This window comes from Roseateles sp. NT4 (assembly GCF_051857475.1).
In the GTDB taxonomy this organism is placed as follows: Bacteria; Pseudomonadota; Gammaproteobacteria; order Burkholderiales; family Burkholderiaceae_C; genus Pelomonas.
Window position 1 is genome coordinate 278,867 of record NZ_JBPZGZ010000005.1, and the last position, 13,710, is coordinate 292,576.

The window sequence follows — 13,710 nt, forward strand, 5'->3', positions numbered from 1 at the left end:
GCGCGCTAGGGCAGGTAGTTCGAGATCTTGTCCGTGCGCTTCAGCGCCTCGTACTGACGCTCGCGCTCGCGGGAGCGCGCGATACGCTCTTCACTTTCAGCCATGCCCTGCACCATTTGCAACTGGGACATTTCGTGGGCCAGCAGGGCGTTCTCGGCGCCGATGCGGGCCTGAATCTCCTGCACGGCCTTCTGATCCTGCGTGGCGTTGATCTGGCTCATCAGGGCCTGGATCTGGGACAGCCTGCCGGCGGCGGCGGACATCGCGTCCTGAAGCAGGCCCTTGTGCTGATAGGGCTGGGCCAACGTAGCCTGGCAGTTGATACGCGCCGCGCCCTGCAGGTCAAGGCAGTTGTAGACCATGCCAGAGTCGCGCAGCGCCTTTGCAGTGCTGGTCAGGCCGGCATAGCCGGACGCACTGATGGCATTGAATTTCTGGAAGCTCTTGGCCGGCACGTAGTTCATCAGCATCGGGCTGTTGAAGACGTTGCCGAGGTTGCGGGCGCCGTTGATGCTGTTCAGCTGCGCCTGCATCTGAGAGATTTGTTGCACCTGGTTGTTGATCTGGGTGATGTCGTCCATCACCTGCTGGATCGTCTGGATGAGGTTGGCAACGTCGATCACAGGGATGCCGGTCGCGTTGACGCCCGTGGCGCTTGTGACGATGAGGACGGCGGCAGCGAGCTTGAGTCGAATTTGCATGGCGGTGCTCCTTGAAGACTACCGGTTGGACGATCGGCCGTGCATGGCGGCGCGTTTGTAGGCAGGCATTTGCGAACCATTAGGGCCTTGGCCGGGTCGCCCGCCCGTCGGCCCGGAAGCCAGGTTCCTCGCCGCTGATGCGACTGCGCGAGTGGCACGCCCAGCGGCGTAGGCCATACCGTTGCCGGCTCTGACCGTGCCTCCAGCAGTTTCGGCAGTACCAGCCAGTCCGGTGCGAGACGGCGAACGCAGACCAGAAACCATCAGGGCGTTCTGGATCATCTGGATGCCCTGCTGAACTGCCGCGCCTCCAGTGAGGGCTGACGCCAGGCTTGGGGCCTGGAAGCAGATGATCGCCATCAGGATCATGAGAATGCAGTACCGCGTCGCCTCACCTAAGACATTGAAGTTCACTCCCAAGAAGCCGCCACCGGCTTTGATCGCAAGGAAGATCTGTTGACCGAGGAAAGTGCTCAGGCCAAGGGCAAAGAAGGCGAACCATGTCAGCACGACAACGTTGAGCACCATCGACAGCCAGCTGTCGAAGAAGCGCGCGGTAGGGCGCCAAGCGAGGAACAGGACGAATAGGGGGCCGACCGCCACTACAAAAGTTAGGAACACCTTGGACAGCGTCACGACAAACAGCGCGATGCACAAGAAGACGACCGATCCGATGGAGAAGATGACTGCCGCCAGGACCAGATCGAGGCGAAGCATGCTCGCGTTCTTCATGATGTCTGCTACTTGCGCGCTGGCTTCGTCATTGAAGTTGTCGAGCAGCATGTAGGGTGTCGTAACTGTTGTCGGACTTACGCCTGAAGGGAGGAAGGTAGTTGCCACACCCATGGCGAGATCGTTCGCGGTGTCTGCGACTGTGCCGATATAGAAGCTGCCTTGAAGTGCGACGGCCAGCACCAGTCCGATCTTGAAAACCTTCCAGACGAACGCGGGCAGTGGGTCGGAGACTTCATTGCGAAGAACAGCCCATCCGTACATCAGCACCCAGATGGTCATCACGCTCAGCGCGATCGGCGTGATGGCCGCAATGAGGGCCGTCACGACGTTCAGCACATACGCGTTAAGTACTGAGGTCAGCTGATTCCCGACCCAATTGAACATGGTGGGTCTCCTATTGAACTGCTGACGTCGGCAGGTTGAGCGGCGGGCGTGCGTTCATATCCACACACACGCTGGATAGGTCAGGAAATTGACACCACATCCATGTCGATCCCCTTTTGGCGATCCAAAGGCGCGAAACCTTCTCCGAGCCATAGGTTGAATCGCGGCATGTCCCCTCGCGGGCAAATGGCTCGGTGCATTCCTTGAGGCCTGACTGCGTTTCGACCATGTGCAGCGGTCCCGCCTGGCAACCTGCGCTGATGACGCATGGCTTGACCTTCGCGACTTGCCCCGTCGCTGGTAGCCGTGGAGTCTCCACCCTCTTCCTCCCGTTCGGCATCACCTTGACAGCTTCGTTGCCCTTGACGAACTGGGCTTGAGCAGTGGCTGAAGCGAGGGCCGGGACTGCGGCCAAGGCGAGGATTAGGACGAATTTCATGCAGCTCTCCTAGCGGTACGAAGCCTGCGATCCTGTACTTCGCGGAGGAGAACGGGAAGCCACTGATACGGGTCGTTTCCATGCTGTGCGCGGATGGCGTCCAGCAGGGCCACGTTGTCCGTGGTGGCGGAGAGCACAGTGATGAAGTCGTCAAGGCCGGCGAGGTCGAGTTCGCAGATAGCGCTGGCCTGGCCCTGCTTGACCAGGAAACGGCGGCCGCCTTGGGCGCTGAGGCTGCGGACGATCTCGAACTCGGCCTCGCTGAGGCCGAAGCCGTCGACATATTCTTCCCTGACCGCCTCGGGGTTGGCCAAGAAGATCTTGGTGACACTCTGCTCGACCATGGTTCGGCCGATAGGGTGGCGCAGCACGTCAGAAGGACTCTGGGTGTCGAAGATGCCCAGGCCGTTCTGCTTGCGGATGGTCTTCTGCTTTTGCTTCGCGAAGTTGCTGAAGACCTCGTGATCCAGGGCCTTCCAGAACTCGGAGATGACGTAGATCAGCCGTTCGCCGTTGACCAGCTCTTCCATGACCTGCAGCAGGTACATCATGACCGGCGTGCGGACTTCGGGAAGGTCCAGGAATTCCGAGGTGTCGAAGCCGATGACGGTGGCCTGGTGGAGATCCAGTAGGCGGTCGTTGGCCTGATCGAAGACCCATCCAAGTGCGCCACCTTCGCACCAGCGTCCCAGACGCGCGTAGAGGCTGTTCTCGCCAGACTTGGGCAGGTTTTGTCGGATGGTCGAGAGGCGACGAAGGGACGTGGGCATCAGGGCCACCGACTTCACCGCATGAGCGATAGCGGCTTCGTCGCTCGGCATCAACGGCATAGCAGGTGATGCGACGCAAGTCCTGATGAGCTGTTCCCAGAACTGGATGCGAGCCGGGGTCGGTTCCCATTGCAGCGGATTGAAGCCGGTGGGCCTGCCATCTTCCAGGGTGAAGTAGCGGCCACCCAGTGCCCGGATGGCGATCTCACAACCGCGGTCGAGGTCAAAGAGGACAAGGCGCGGTGCTGGGGCCCACTTGCGCGTCAGCGTCAGCAGGAACATTTCCAGCGTCGTCTTACCAACGCCCGTCGATCCGATCAGCAAGGTGTTGCCAGGGAGCTTCTTGTCCTCGGAGTCTTCGTCCTCGGGACTGCTGTGCAGGTTCAGGTAGAACGGCTGGCCGGAGGGCGTGCGCAGCAGGGCGAGGGCTTCACCCCACGGATTCCCATCGCGCTTGCCGCAGGCGAAGTTGTGCGCGCTGGACAGGGCTGCAAACGCTCGGGATGACAACTTGGCCTCCCGGGGGCGCCAACGCCAGTTCCCGGGCATCTGGGCGAACCATGCCGCGTCAGCGACCAGGTCCACGGGCGCCAGCTGAAGGCTGGAGGATTCGCCGACGGCACCTATCGCTTTGCCGGCTCTGCGGCCGGCGTCGGAGACGGTGTCGCCGAACACGACCAGGGAATAGTGGTACTCACCCATGCAGAACTGACCGTCGCCAAGTTCATTCAACGCCACATCCATCTCGGCGATCTGGCTTGCCACGACGTCGTCGCTGGCGATCAGCTGGTCCCGCTGCAGCTCGAGGGCGCGCATGGCCTCGCGCCTTGGAAGGATGGAGAAGCTTTGTGTCTCGATGAATTCGCTGCCTTCGTAGAGGAGGGCATCGAGGACGCCAGGTTCCACCGCGTCGGCGTATTCCTTGATGTCGACCAAGGCGGCGTAGCGTCGCTCGTCGCCATGGCGCAGCTCCAGTTTGTCGCCTCCGAAGCTGAGGCGCGTTGTGGGCAGGGCCCGGTACAGCGGGCCGGACGCCAGGGGAACGGGACGCCAGCGACCATTGACCAGGTAGCCAAGGAACTCGGCCACCTCGGAGAATTCACGATCGTTCTGGCGGCGCGGGCCCAGCAGTCGCGGGCCGAATCCCCGCAGCACGCGGTTGACGAGGGCCGACCGCTCCTCCATGGCGCGCAGGGCATCAACCTGAGCTTCCGCGATGGCTGCGCGTGAGCGTAGTCGCGGCTGTAGGGCCCGGGTGATCTTGGAGATGTTGGGGCGGTAGATCAGCGTCAGATAGAGTTCGTTGCTCATCATGGGACGCTTGTTCAGTGTCGCCTGATAGGCCTGCGACAGGTCCTGAGCAAAGCCTAGCTCTTGCGGGTCCTGTAGGGCATCGGTGACGAAGCGATGCAACCGGTGAGTCCAGATGGCCCATTGGCCCCCTGAGAGGTTTCGTAGCAGGCTGCACAGCGCTTCATGCCGGTCGATCAGCTGTTGCTGGTCGCTGCATTCGAAGTTCACGCCATCGAGGCGCCAGACCCGCAGATAGTCACCGCCTCGGGTGATGACGTCGTGGGGCGTAACCATCGACGAGAAGGGGACGAAGGCCGCGAGGGAGTTCTCATTCCGCGCCTGAGCCCACAGTCGCGGACGAGCAGCACGGCTGCTAGTGATTCGGGCCGCCTTGGGCGAGCCTTCAAAGATGCCGAGCATTGCGGGCTCCCCTGTAGAGGTTGGGCGCGTAGCTGCGCGCCTGCCAAAGGCGACGATTGCGGTCGCGCTGGCGCAGCCGCAAGGCGATGAACATCTGGTGGAAGCGCTGGTCATCCTTGTTGGTGACGATGCGCATCCACAGCAGCGTCGGCAGGATGGAGAGCACGACGGCAAGGGAGATCCACCAGCTGAGAAGGGCGCCGCCCCACATGATCAGCAGCATGCCGGTGCCGAACAGCACCACCAGCGGAACCAAAGGTATGCCCAGCTTCATAGCCGGGCGGGTGGCGCCTTTGTAGATCGCTTCGCCTTGCACGGTGGACTCGCCGAAGTCAGTTGACGATGAAGGCGGCGAAGGCGGACGCGCCGCCAATCAGGGTGCCGCCCATCAGCACGTTGGCGACTTCAGACAGGCGGGCGCCTTGGAAGATCATCTTGAAGCCGGCCCACATGATCGCGATCGTCACAACGGCGACGGCGATCGTCACCAGGATGGTGCTGACGTTGGTGACCGTGGTGTTGATCTTCTGGAAGCCCTGGGCCATTGCAGCCCTCTGAGAGATGGCCAGCGCCAGCACGGGGAGCGCAGATGCTGCGCAACGAAATTGGTTGAAGCGTTTCATGTCTTCTCCTTGAATGGCGTAGTGGTTGAGGTGGGGGTGGGGAAAAAGGTGGAAGCGGAACGGGACGCCGCGATGACTCGGTGCACGTAGCCGTGCTGGAACCCGGTGGTGAAGTTGCCGCTGTAGTAGCAGGAGAGGGCGCGCCGCAAGGTCGCCTGCTGGCCCTGCGCGCCGACCGCCGCCCGGTCGAAGCAGTCGCCGAGGACTGCCTGCATCGCAGCAAGGTTTGCGCATGGTTCAAAGGCCGATTCGAGGGACAGGCCTAGGCGGCCGAAGTTGCGGACGTTGATCTGCCCCAAGCCGACGCTGAAGTCCCAGCCTGCCTTTTGGAGTGCCCGGGCCGTGGCAATGGCCTCAGCGTGATGGCGCGGCTGGCGGTCCAGCTGGCCACCGACGACGCCGATAGCCCAGGGATTGAATGCACTCTCGACGCGGACCAGGGCTTGAGCGGTGCCGGCGTGGATGCCCGGCGCGCAGGTCATGGCAAGGGCGAGGAAGGCGGACGCGTCCATGGGCGCGCCTCAGGGCGAGGGGACCGGCGGCACCGGGTTCGCGGCGAGCCAGGCGGCATAGTCGTCGTCGAAGCGGCTGTCCCAGCTGCCGAGCTGGTTCTTCGCGGCCGGGCTGTATTCGGTGACTGAGTCGCCAACCGGGCTCCACCAGGTTCTCGTGAAGGGGACGCCCTGGATCGATACCGTGATCGCGCCGCTGAAGTCGCAGTTGTAGATGGGGCCGTTGGGGCCTTGAAAGGTGCGGATGTATTGCGGCGGGCAGTTGCCAGGGGCACTGGCCCAGGTGTGACTGGAGGTATTGCCGGCTCCGCCCATAGAGCATCTTGGGAAAGGTCTGCCTCTGGATAAGTCGTGAAGGAGCTGTCGCACGGTAGGTACGCACTCCGGGATGGAGCGCCAACTCGGGGCCGCAAGGCAAAGAAGTACCTCACAACCATCGACAGCGTGGGCCGTCGCGCACGCTGAGAAGAGCGCTATCAGGGCAACGAGCTTTGCTGCCGCAGAGCGAGGCAGATCAAGCGCTGACGCGAGGCGCAGTCCACCTAGGGCAGTGAGTGGTTTCATCGCGGGTCTCCAGGTAGAGGGAACCGGTTCGTCTTCGTCGAAGCAACGCCTTTCTTCGAGAAGAAATTTAGGTTCCGTACCCGCCAGCGCTCGCGATGGATTGCGGGAAAGATTCAGCGAGGTTGTAGAAATCACTCGCCGTAGATCAGCTGACCAAGCCAAATCGCCTGCGACATCTCGCTACCGGCGCGTTGTCCGGCTCGAGGAGAGCTAGAGGACGCTCTTAACCTTCAAGGCAAGCGATGGCACGTTGCTTAGCCGCTGCCGGTGCCGCTTTCCAGACAAGGAGTAGCTCTGCCGTCGCATTGTCATCGGCATAGAAGAAGGCCACCGATACAGAAAGCACCTCCGCCAGCTTGCACGCAATTTCGTACCTAGGTGCGTGCTTGCCGGTTTCGTATTGGCTGATGCGCGCACTGGCGGAGAACTCATCAATGCCGGCGCTCGTAGCCAATGCCTCTTGGCTGATGCCCATCCGCTCCCTTGCTTGACGCAGTCGCACGCCGAATACCGACGCGGGCGGTAAAACGGCTTTAGGAGCTGAGCTGGGGGTGGGACGAGGCACCCTAAGAGCTTCTTAGAATTTTGCTTGCACTTCTCTAAGACTTCCTTAGACTTTGGAGATCGGCGCGGCTTAGCGCGGTGGTCTTGTCGAGCTGGACTCGTGAAGCTCGAACTCTCGTGGGATGCGTAGCGAAATGAAGAACAGAAATTCCTCTGTCGCCGAGTTGGGCTGGCTGGATCACCCGTTGTGCACCAAATATCCAGTTGCCCACTTTCGTTCATGCGCCATAGATGTCCTGCAAGCCGGAAAGCCGCAGTCTCTAGGCATGCATTGGGCGGTCGGTGTGTTGCTCGATGGCCAGCTAGACCCACTTGGCGTATGGATCGAGGCTTCCGATCAAGAGCTTTGGCCTCGGGTATTCCGAGAGTTAAACCGTCGTGGTGTCAAAGACCTTCGATTCGTTTTCAGCAAACACTCTCAGCTCTTCTCTGACGATCTGCGACAAGTTTTCCCCAAAGCGCTTGCGCTCCCGACAACCACCTCTGAGGGGCCTCCTGCGGCACCGTGTCATTCGATTTCCGATAGCGTTCTTCGTAGGGCTTTTACAGACTGCAGTGCCGCCGAGCGGCTGCACGAAGGCATGGACTGTCTTGTCAAGCGGCACAAATGTTTTTCAGACGAGAGCGCAGCTGCGACTGCGTTCGCCAATGCGCTGATTCGCTATGACCGCGAAATCTGTAGTGCAGCGTGAATGACCGCAAATGTTCAGTGCGCGCTGTCGCGTCAATAGACAACACCTCGCGCCCTTTTCGAACTGACGCTTCTATGACTACCAACTGGCGGGCCGCTTTTTCGCGGATAAGAGCTGCCCTGGTGAGGCGTGGGCGATCCGAACAGGATGCCGACGACTTCGTGCAAGAGGCCTGGGTGCGTTTGGCTTGCTACGAGCAGGATCGAACGGTCCAGAAGCCCGAAGCTTTCCTGATGCGGGCTGCGCTCAATCTCTCGATCGATGCCCACCGATCCAGGTCCACCCGTGGGGAAGAACTCGTGCTGGACGAGGTTGTCATCATTGACGCGGCACCCGGGGCGGAGGATGTGCTGCTTGCCCGCGAACGGATGGCTCGGCTCGGTGTCTGCCTTGGGCGCCTCAGCGAAAAGACGCGGGAGATCTTCCTGGCTCATCGGGTGGACGGCGCGACCTATCAGCAGATTGCAAGGTCTCGTGGCATCAGCATCAGCACTGTGGAGAAGCACGTCGCCAAGGCCATGCTGCAACTTTCCACTTGGATGGAGGGCTGGTAGCGGGCGTTCTTTCGCGGGAGGAGCCAGGCAAGCGCGAGTTGTTGGGCCTGCTCGCGGGTGATCGCTCTAGGCGGCTTGCTCTGCCGTCAGCTTGGCCAACTGGTTGGCTACGGCGCGCCCCACTTTGAATCCGTAGGCCCGCCAGTACTTGTAGAACTCGTCGCGGGTGCTGAACTCGCCACGGCCTTCTCGCAGCGCCTTCAGGTCCAGCACGGCCCCCAGGTACTCACGTGTTGTCGAAGAGCGCTGCTTTGATGCGACCTTCCAGGATTCCTGGACGATGACCTCCAGATCCGTGACGCGCGACAGGGAGTTTGTATCCAGCGTGTAGATGACCAGCAGCGAGATGTGGGCCGTGTAGTCGCCGAAGGGGCGGAACGTGCCCGGCCACTTCATTTTTGGGTATTTGAAGAAGGTGTTGCCGGTGTAGAGCGAAATGCGGCTGTGCGTCTGTTTGCCGTTGGTTGCCCTGCGGGCAACCTTAACGTCGACAGCGAAGATTCCTCCACCGAAGGCGTCGCCTGAGACCTCCAGGTCGGGATATGCACGTTCGCCGCCACGGGTGCCAACGGCGCCGGGCAGATCCTTCAGCTTGTCGAGCAGATAGCCGACGATCGAAACTTCCAGCACGTTCGCCAGCGCTGCGGATTCCTTCGGCAACGCCGAAAAATGTCCACGCTTTTGCAGCAATGCAGCCAGCTCGTCGGCGTCGTTGGCAACGAGGGGCCAGGAGGCACCCTCGTGCGGCACCTTGTGGTAGATCGCATAGGGCTTGACCTCGTAGCCCTTGCAGGCGTCACGCAGCCACTCAACAAATTTCTCGGTCACGAGGCTTCCTCTCCCTCTTGTTCGTTGCGCGCCGGCTCCAGCCGATCCAGTTCAAGCAACTCACCGGGCGAACAGTTCAATGCAACGCAGATGCGTGCGAGCGTCCTCAGCGTAGGGTTGTAGTCCCGGCGAGAGGCGAGCGACTCGATCGTCGACAGTGCGATTCCTGTCATTGCCGCGAGTCGGGCGTAGGTGACCCGTTCGCCTGTCAGCGTCGCGTGACGTTCGACAACCTCCTTCAGCTTGACTCGAAGGATGGCATCTTCTTGTATTGACAATACAACCTCTTGCGGGTACTCTTCCTGCATTATGGTCGGGCGCTTCGTGTGCGCAGGCCAGTTGAATACGGGGCAAGAAGTTTGAAAGCGATCAGTCTTTTCACCGGCGTCGGGGGGCTCGATTTCGGGTTCGAGGCCGCAGGTTTCGAGACGTCTGTGGCCGGTGACTTTGATCGCGTCGCTTGCGACACCGTCAGCATCAATCGGCCGTGGCCTCTCCTGCGAGGTCCGATTGACGACTTCAGCTCGAACACCATCCTCAAGACAGCCAGGCTCTCCCAAGGGGAGGCAGACGTTCTCATCGGTGGGCCGCCGTGCCAGCCGTTCTCAAAGTCGTCGTATTGGGTGAGCGGGGACTCGAAGCGCCTGGACGATCCACGCGCCGACACGCTGGCGTCCTACCTGCGTGTTCTCGGTGACGCGCTGCCAAGAACGTTCTTGCTTGAGAACGTTGCCGGCCTTGCCTTCAAGGGCAAGGACGAGGGGCTGCAGCACCTCCTGAACGGAATCAAGAAGATCAACCGCAAGCATGGGGTCAAGTACAACGTGTCCATTGCGAAGTTGAACGCTGCAGACTTCGGCGTACCGCAACGCCGCGAGCGGGTCTTCCTGGTGGGACACCGAGAGGGCAGGGCCTTTTCGTTTCCTGACCCGACCCATTGCGAACCGTCGCTTGCAGGGGAGTCGGGACTCGAGCCGTATCGGACGGCTTGGGACTCCATCGCCGATCTGGTGGATGCACCGCTCGAAGAGGGGCTGGCGATGACCGGCAAATGGGCCGACTTGCTGCCCTCGATTCCGGAGGGCGAGAACTATCTCTGGCACACACCCCGTAGCGGTGGACTTCCTTTGTTCGGATGGCGCACGCGGTACTGGAGCTTCTTGCTCAAGCTGGCGAAGAATCAGCCGTCATGGACCATTCAAGCGCAGCCAGGCTCTGCTATTGGACCGTTCCACTGGGCCAATCGGCGCCTCAGTGAAGCTGAACTGTGCCGCTTGCAGACGTTCCCGGACGGGTTGCGTTTCGACTGTGGCCGGACGGATGTCCAGAAGCTGGTCGGCAACGCCGTGCCGTCATTGCTCGCTGAAGTCCTCGCGCGATCGATCCGATCACAGCTGCTGGATTCGCCGCTGGCCGAGCCTTTGCGTCTCATCCCGCCCAGCCGGGGGGCGCCGCCCCCACCGGAAAAGGTCAAGTCGGTGCCGAAGAAGTTTCGCGAGCTGATCGGTGACCACGCCGACCACCCCGGCACAGGCCTCGGTCAAGGGGCCAAGCGACTCGCCGCAGGCGAGCTTGTATTGGGCACCGAGGCCTGACGCGTTGTTTGTTCCATCCTTGAGAAGTTGGCTCCAGTCTGCGCCTCCGTCACGACGGACGCGGTTGTCAGCTGATTTCTGGTCAGCGTCTGCGCTGCTGGGTGCAGCCCGTGTTGTCTCCAATCGCGATCGAGAGGCCAAACGGGACAGAGGTGAGGAAGGCAATCCGCGAGCCGACCTTTTCGGGGCGGCTTCAGAGTTGCTGCACTACCGAATGATCAGTGCTTTTGGCAGTTGTCAGACGCCAGAATCGTCGGCCGTTCGTCAAGCTGCGACAGACGGGTTGGCCTACATGCGAGACCACTTGTTCGTTCGAGGTGGCGGGGCAGGTGCTGGTTCAGACGCGCCTGATTTCTTCACGCTTGACGGGGGCGCCGATGGCTCCATCGATGCGAAGTCGTTCGACTTCATGGAGAAAAAGGCGTTCTTTGCCATCAATGAAAGCAAGCACAACGGCCTTGGGCGGCATCGCTCGCAGTATTTTTGCATGCTGTGTCCCCCGTTCGCCTCCGAGGCCGTTGTCGCGCTGGTCCCGTATGACGAAGTTGATGGGTGGGAAACGAATGCGCTGGGTGGCGACGATCCTGCCAAGGTGTTGAAGATTGGTTCCTTCGTCCGGCAGTTCATTGCTGCCGATATTCGGATGACATCTCTGGCATCGCCAACGCCGCCGCACCCGCGCGAAGCTGTCCTGGCCTCGATGAGCCACGCTGGACTGGGTCGGAAGATGATTGGCAAGGTTGCTGGAGAGGCGCTCTCCTATCTTCAGGAAAACGGCGAGACCGGCGATCAAGCGCTCAACGATGTGCTGTCAGTAGCGAACAGCGACACGCTCGGTCGCATGGCGTGATCGCAGCACAGGCGGAGCCTGTCTCGGAAATCCGTTTCACCGCCAGCGGGACAGCCTTCTTTCCGGGCGCTGTCATACTGTCAATTCAATCGTCGATGCGTCTGTGGCCGCCCGTCGTGCCATGACTGGTCCCGGTGAGGCCGTCTGCTGCGCTTGCTGCGATGACTTTGGTGGTAATCGCAGAGGCGTCCATCAGTGTGGGAAGCACCTTGGACAGCACCCAACCATGACTGCGTAGATAAGACTTGCCATTCGCAGCCATGCGCCACGGCAGCGTGGGATCGCCTGACGGCGTGAAGGTACGGACGAGCTTGCCGCCCCGATATTGTTCTATGACGAAGTCGGCGTTCTTCACGAAGTTGAGAATGGATTCGGTTCGAGCCAGCCCATATCGCCAGCATCAACGAGACAAGCAGAACATTTGATGCTCGGTCTTGGGCGTTTTCGCAGACGTGGAACGGCAACGCGACCCAGCGCCTTCCCGTGAAGCGACAGCGAAATGTGCTCGGCGTCCCGGGTTGGTCAGACTCGCTGGAAATGACCGGGAAAGTCGATGACGACATCCTCATCATCAACGAAAAAGTCTCCTGATGGCGCCGGGGCGCCTACGGACTCCACGCGGTAGTGCCTCTCGTCCAGTCTCGTGTAGACCTGCGCCAGCGAGCGCGCCGTCAGGGATGTGCCGTCGATCCAGACCACACGAACCTCGCGGCGCTCACCGATGGCCAACCGATCCCGTCGAATTGGGAACGTCTTCGTGAATGGTGTCGGCCATATGTCGATGCCCGTGCACCCGTCCAACCCTTCGATCGGATTGCCGCAGCGGTCCTTCCACGTTCCGGTGCGGTCCGCTCTGAGGTGCAGCGATCGCCCTGTTTGTGAATCTTCGCGATGCAGCTCGAATGTGGCATCGTGAAGGCGCCATCGCGAGTTCCAACGCAATCGATAGTTCAGCCGAACGAAACCCGAGGCCTCATCCGGTGCGATGACCAAGCCATCGGCCTGTCCGTCCGAGACCAGAAGATGTTCGACACCCACGCCGGGACGCGCATCACTCCACCGCGGAATCCATCCAAACGCACGACTGGCTTGTGACAACGGCTGCTCCCTCGAATCGACCACTTTGGTGGGCATCGCTTCACGGATGCGAAACGACCGCGAAACGTTGCATTGGACGGCAGCAGCCGGGCGCATGGGCCTGACGCGGCCGCCGAGATCTCGTAGTCGATCTTCGAGCGGGGCGGGAAACACGGACGTGTTGACTGACACCCTCGCGCGTCTTTTTCGTCGTGCCGGTTGCTCACGCCACAGCTATCAAGTCGGGACGCAGTTCGCGGATCAGGAGCGGCACGAGACGCGCCCTCCCGGAGAGGCTGGCCTGCCGGTGAACGCTCGTCTGGCGCGGTGAACGCTCCTTGCGGGTAGTGCTGCTTTCCTCAAAGAGAAGGCCGATCTACGGATTCTCGGCAGCCAGTGAGGAGGTGCAATTGCGGTCCCTGTACTCAAATCCCTTACGAATCAAAAGGCCGACGCGCAGGACTTGGTGACGGCAACGATCTTCCCCTCATCAAAGTCGCTGCTCCCGTCTATGGCCCGTACCGTCTGCTGGACTCATTGTTGGAATCTCGACCAACCGGGCGTCGGAAGCGAGCATCTGGTGATCTCCGATGGACACGCGGACGGCGCGTTGGTGGCGCCGGGCAGGGTTCAGTCACTGTTCAGGCTCGGCTACCGCCTGAGGTGGGACGAGAGTTGGCGCTTGTATAGCGTCGCGCTTTCGCTCGTTGAGCGGAGCCTCGATCCACCGAGATACCTGCACTTGCGAGCCGATGGCTGGGGGCGATGGAAAGACGACTGCGGCAACGAGCTGGGCATGCTGAGCGGCTGCCTGGACGTCGATATTTGGCCCACGCCCTTCACGCACAGCCTGCCGATCCGCCGCAGGCGACTGGATATCGGTAAGCGCTTCGAGACACGTGTCGCCTTGATTGACGGCGCGACCTTGAGCGTGCAATCGGTCCGGCGAGCCTATACGCGGCTCGACGCCAACCGTTACCGCATCCAGTCGCTAAGCGGGCCGATTTTCGATACGACCATCACAGTGGATGAAGACAGCATCGTCATCGATCAACCGGGCTGGTTCCGGCGGATCTGATACCCGAGCATCGCCGTGGTGGGCGAGGTTG

Annotated in this window: 18 protein-coding genes; 5 read left to right on the forward strand and 13 right to left on the reverse strand. The window is 61.3% G+C overall.

Translation table 11 applies throughout. The features are described 5' to 3' along the window. Nucleotides 1-5 precede the first annotated feature (5 nt). The 9 genes from ACS5PN_RS27150 to ACS5PN_RS27190 form a co-directional block, all read right to left on the reverse strand. A complete protein-coding gene (locus tag ACS5PN_RS27150) occupies nt 6-701 on the reverse strand; it encodes a type IV secretion system protein (RefSeq protein WP_439467158.1) in 696 nt (231 codons plus the stop codon). A gap of 18 nt (nt 702-719) precedes the next feature. Then, nucleotides 720-1,820, reverse strand: a complete 1,101-nt coding sequence (locus tag ACS5PN_RS27155) for a type IV secretion system protein (RefSeq protein ID WP_439467159.1) — start codon at nt 1,818-1,820, stop codon at nt 720-722. 10 nt (nt 1,821-1,830) lie between these two features. Further along, nucleotides 1,831-2,259, reverse strand: coding sequence for a hypothetical protein (locus ACS5PN_RS27160; RefSeq protein WP_439467160.1), 429 nt, complete (start codon nt 2,257-2,259; stop codon nt 1,831-1,833). After that, nucleotides 2,256-4,742 (reverse strand): VirB4 family type IV secretion/conjugal transfer ATPase, encoded by a 2,487-nt coding sequence (locus ACS5PN_RS27165; RefSeq protein ID WP_439467161.1) that lies wholly within the window; start codon nt 4,740-4,742, stop codon nt 2,256-2,258. The genes ACS5PN_RS27160 and ACS5PN_RS27165 overlap by 4 nt, the downstream gene beginning before the upstream one ends. After that, nucleotides 4,726-5,058, reverse strand: a complete 333-nt coding sequence (locus tag ACS5PN_RS27170) for a VirB3 family type IV secretion system protein (RefSeq protein ID WP_439467162.1) — start codon at nt 5,056-5,058, stop codon at nt 4,726-4,728. The genes ACS5PN_RS27165 and ACS5PN_RS27170 overlap by 17 nt, the downstream gene beginning before the upstream one ends. A gap of 16 nt (nt 5,059-5,074) precedes the next feature. Further along, nucleotides 5,075-5,365 carry a TrbC/VirB2 family protein gene (locus tag ACS5PN_RS27175; RefSeq protein WP_439467163.1) on the reverse strand — a complete coding sequence of 97 codons (291 nt, stop codon included), beginning with the start codon at nt 5,363-5,365 and terminating at the stop codon, nt 5,075-5,077. Then, entirely contained in the window at nt 5,362-5,877 is a 516-nt protein-coding gene (locus tag ACS5PN_RS27180; RefSeq protein ID WP_439467164.1) for a lytic transglycosylase domain-containing protein, read from the reverse strand. Before ACS5PN_RS27180 ends, ACS5PN_RS27175 begins: the two co-directional genes overlap by 4 nt. Before the next feature lie 9 nt (nt 5,878-5,886). After that, nucleotides 5,887-6,192 carry a hypothetical protein gene (locus ACS5PN_RS27185; protein WP_439467165.1) on the reverse strand — a complete coding sequence of 102 codons (306 nt, stop codon included), beginning with the start codon at nt 6,190-6,192 and terminating at the stop codon, nt 5,887-5,889. A 472-nt stretch (nt 6,193-6,664) separates the two neighbouring features. Continuing rightward, entirely contained in the window at nt 6,665-7,006 is a 342-nt protein-coding gene (locus tag ACS5PN_RS27190; RefSeq protein ID WP_439467166.1) for a helix-turn-helix domain-containing protein, read from the reverse strand. 133 nt (nt 7,007-7,139) lie between these two features. Here ACS5PN_RS27190 and ACS5PN_RS27195 point away from each other — a divergent pair, with 133 nt between their 5' ends. Together ACS5PN_RS27195 and ACS5PN_RS27200 are read left to right on the forward strand one after the other, a co-directional pair. Then, nucleotides 7,140-7,697 carry a transposase gene (locus ACS5PN_RS27195; protein WP_439467167.1) on the forward strand — a complete coding sequence of 186 codons (558 nt, stop codon included), beginning with the start codon at nt 7,140-7,142 and terminating at the stop codon, nt 7,695-7,697. Between the two features lie 74 nt (nt 7,698-7,771). Continuing rightward, nucleotides 7,772-8,251, forward strand: coding sequence for an RNA polymerase sigma factor (locus ACS5PN_RS27200; protein ID WP_439467168.1), 480 nt, complete (start codon nt 7,772-7,774; stop codon nt 8,249-8,251). Between the two features lie 66 nt (nt 8,252-8,317). Here ACS5PN_RS27200 and ACS5PN_RS27205 read toward each other — a convergent pair whose 3' ends face one another. Together ACS5PN_RS27205 and ACS5PN_RS27210 are read right to left on the reverse strand one after the other, a co-directional pair. Further along, nucleotides 8,318-9,079: a type II restriction endonuclease gene (locus tag ACS5PN_RS27205; protein WP_439467169.1), complete on the reverse strand. Its 762-nt coding sequence runs from the start codon at nt 9,077-9,079 to the stop codon at nt 8,318-8,320. Next, entirely contained in the window at nt 9,076-9,387 is a 312-nt protein-coding gene (locus ACS5PN_RS27210; protein WP_439467170.1) for a helix-turn-helix domain-containing protein, read from the reverse strand. The genes ACS5PN_RS27205 and ACS5PN_RS27210 overlap by 4 nt, the downstream gene beginning before the upstream one ends. 51 nt (nt 9,388-9,438) lie before the next feature. Here ACS5PN_RS27210 and ACS5PN_RS27215 point away from each other — a divergent pair, with 51 nt between their 5' ends. After that, the gene (locus ACS5PN_RS27215) at nt 9,439-10,674 is read left to right on the forward strand and encodes a DNA cytosine methyltransferase (RefSeq protein WP_439467171.1); all 1,236 of its coding nucleotides are present in this window, start codon (nt 9,439-9,441) and stop codon (nt 10,672-10,674) included. A gap of 64 nt (nt 10,675-10,738) precedes the next feature. Beyond that, nucleotides 10,739-11,524, forward strand: coding sequence for a hypothetical protein (locus ACS5PN_RS27220; protein ID WP_439467172.1), 786 nt, complete (start codon nt 10,739-10,741; stop codon nt 11,522-11,524). 85 nt (nt 11,525-11,609) lie between these two features. On the opposite strand, the gene ACS5PN_RS27225 is transcribed toward ACS5PN_RS27220, so the two are convergent. Together ACS5PN_RS27225 and ACS5PN_RS27230 are read right to left on the reverse strand one after the other, a co-directional pair. After that, a complete protein-coding gene (locus tag ACS5PN_RS27225; protein WP_439467173.1) occupies nt 11,610-11,879 on the reverse strand; it encodes a hypothetical protein in 270 nt (89 codons plus the stop codon). Nucleotides 11,880-12,046: 167 nt separating this feature from the next. After that, nucleotides 12,047-12,658: a putative glycolipid-binding domain-containing protein gene (locus tag ACS5PN_RS27230; RefSeq protein ID WP_439467174.1), complete on the reverse strand. Its 612-nt coding sequence runs from the start codon at nt 12,656-12,658 to the stop codon at nt 12,047-12,049. 454 nt (nt 12,659-13,112) lie between these two features. Between ACS5PN_RS27230 and ACS5PN_RS27235 the strand changes: the two genes are divergently transcribed. Beyond that, nucleotides 13,113-13,679, forward strand: a complete 567-nt coding sequence (locus tag ACS5PN_RS27235) for a putative glycolipid-binding domain-containing protein (RefSeq protein ID WP_439467175.1) — start codon at nt 13,113-13,115, stop codon at nt 13,677-13,679. Nucleotides 13,680-13,710 lie beyond the last annotated feature (31 nt).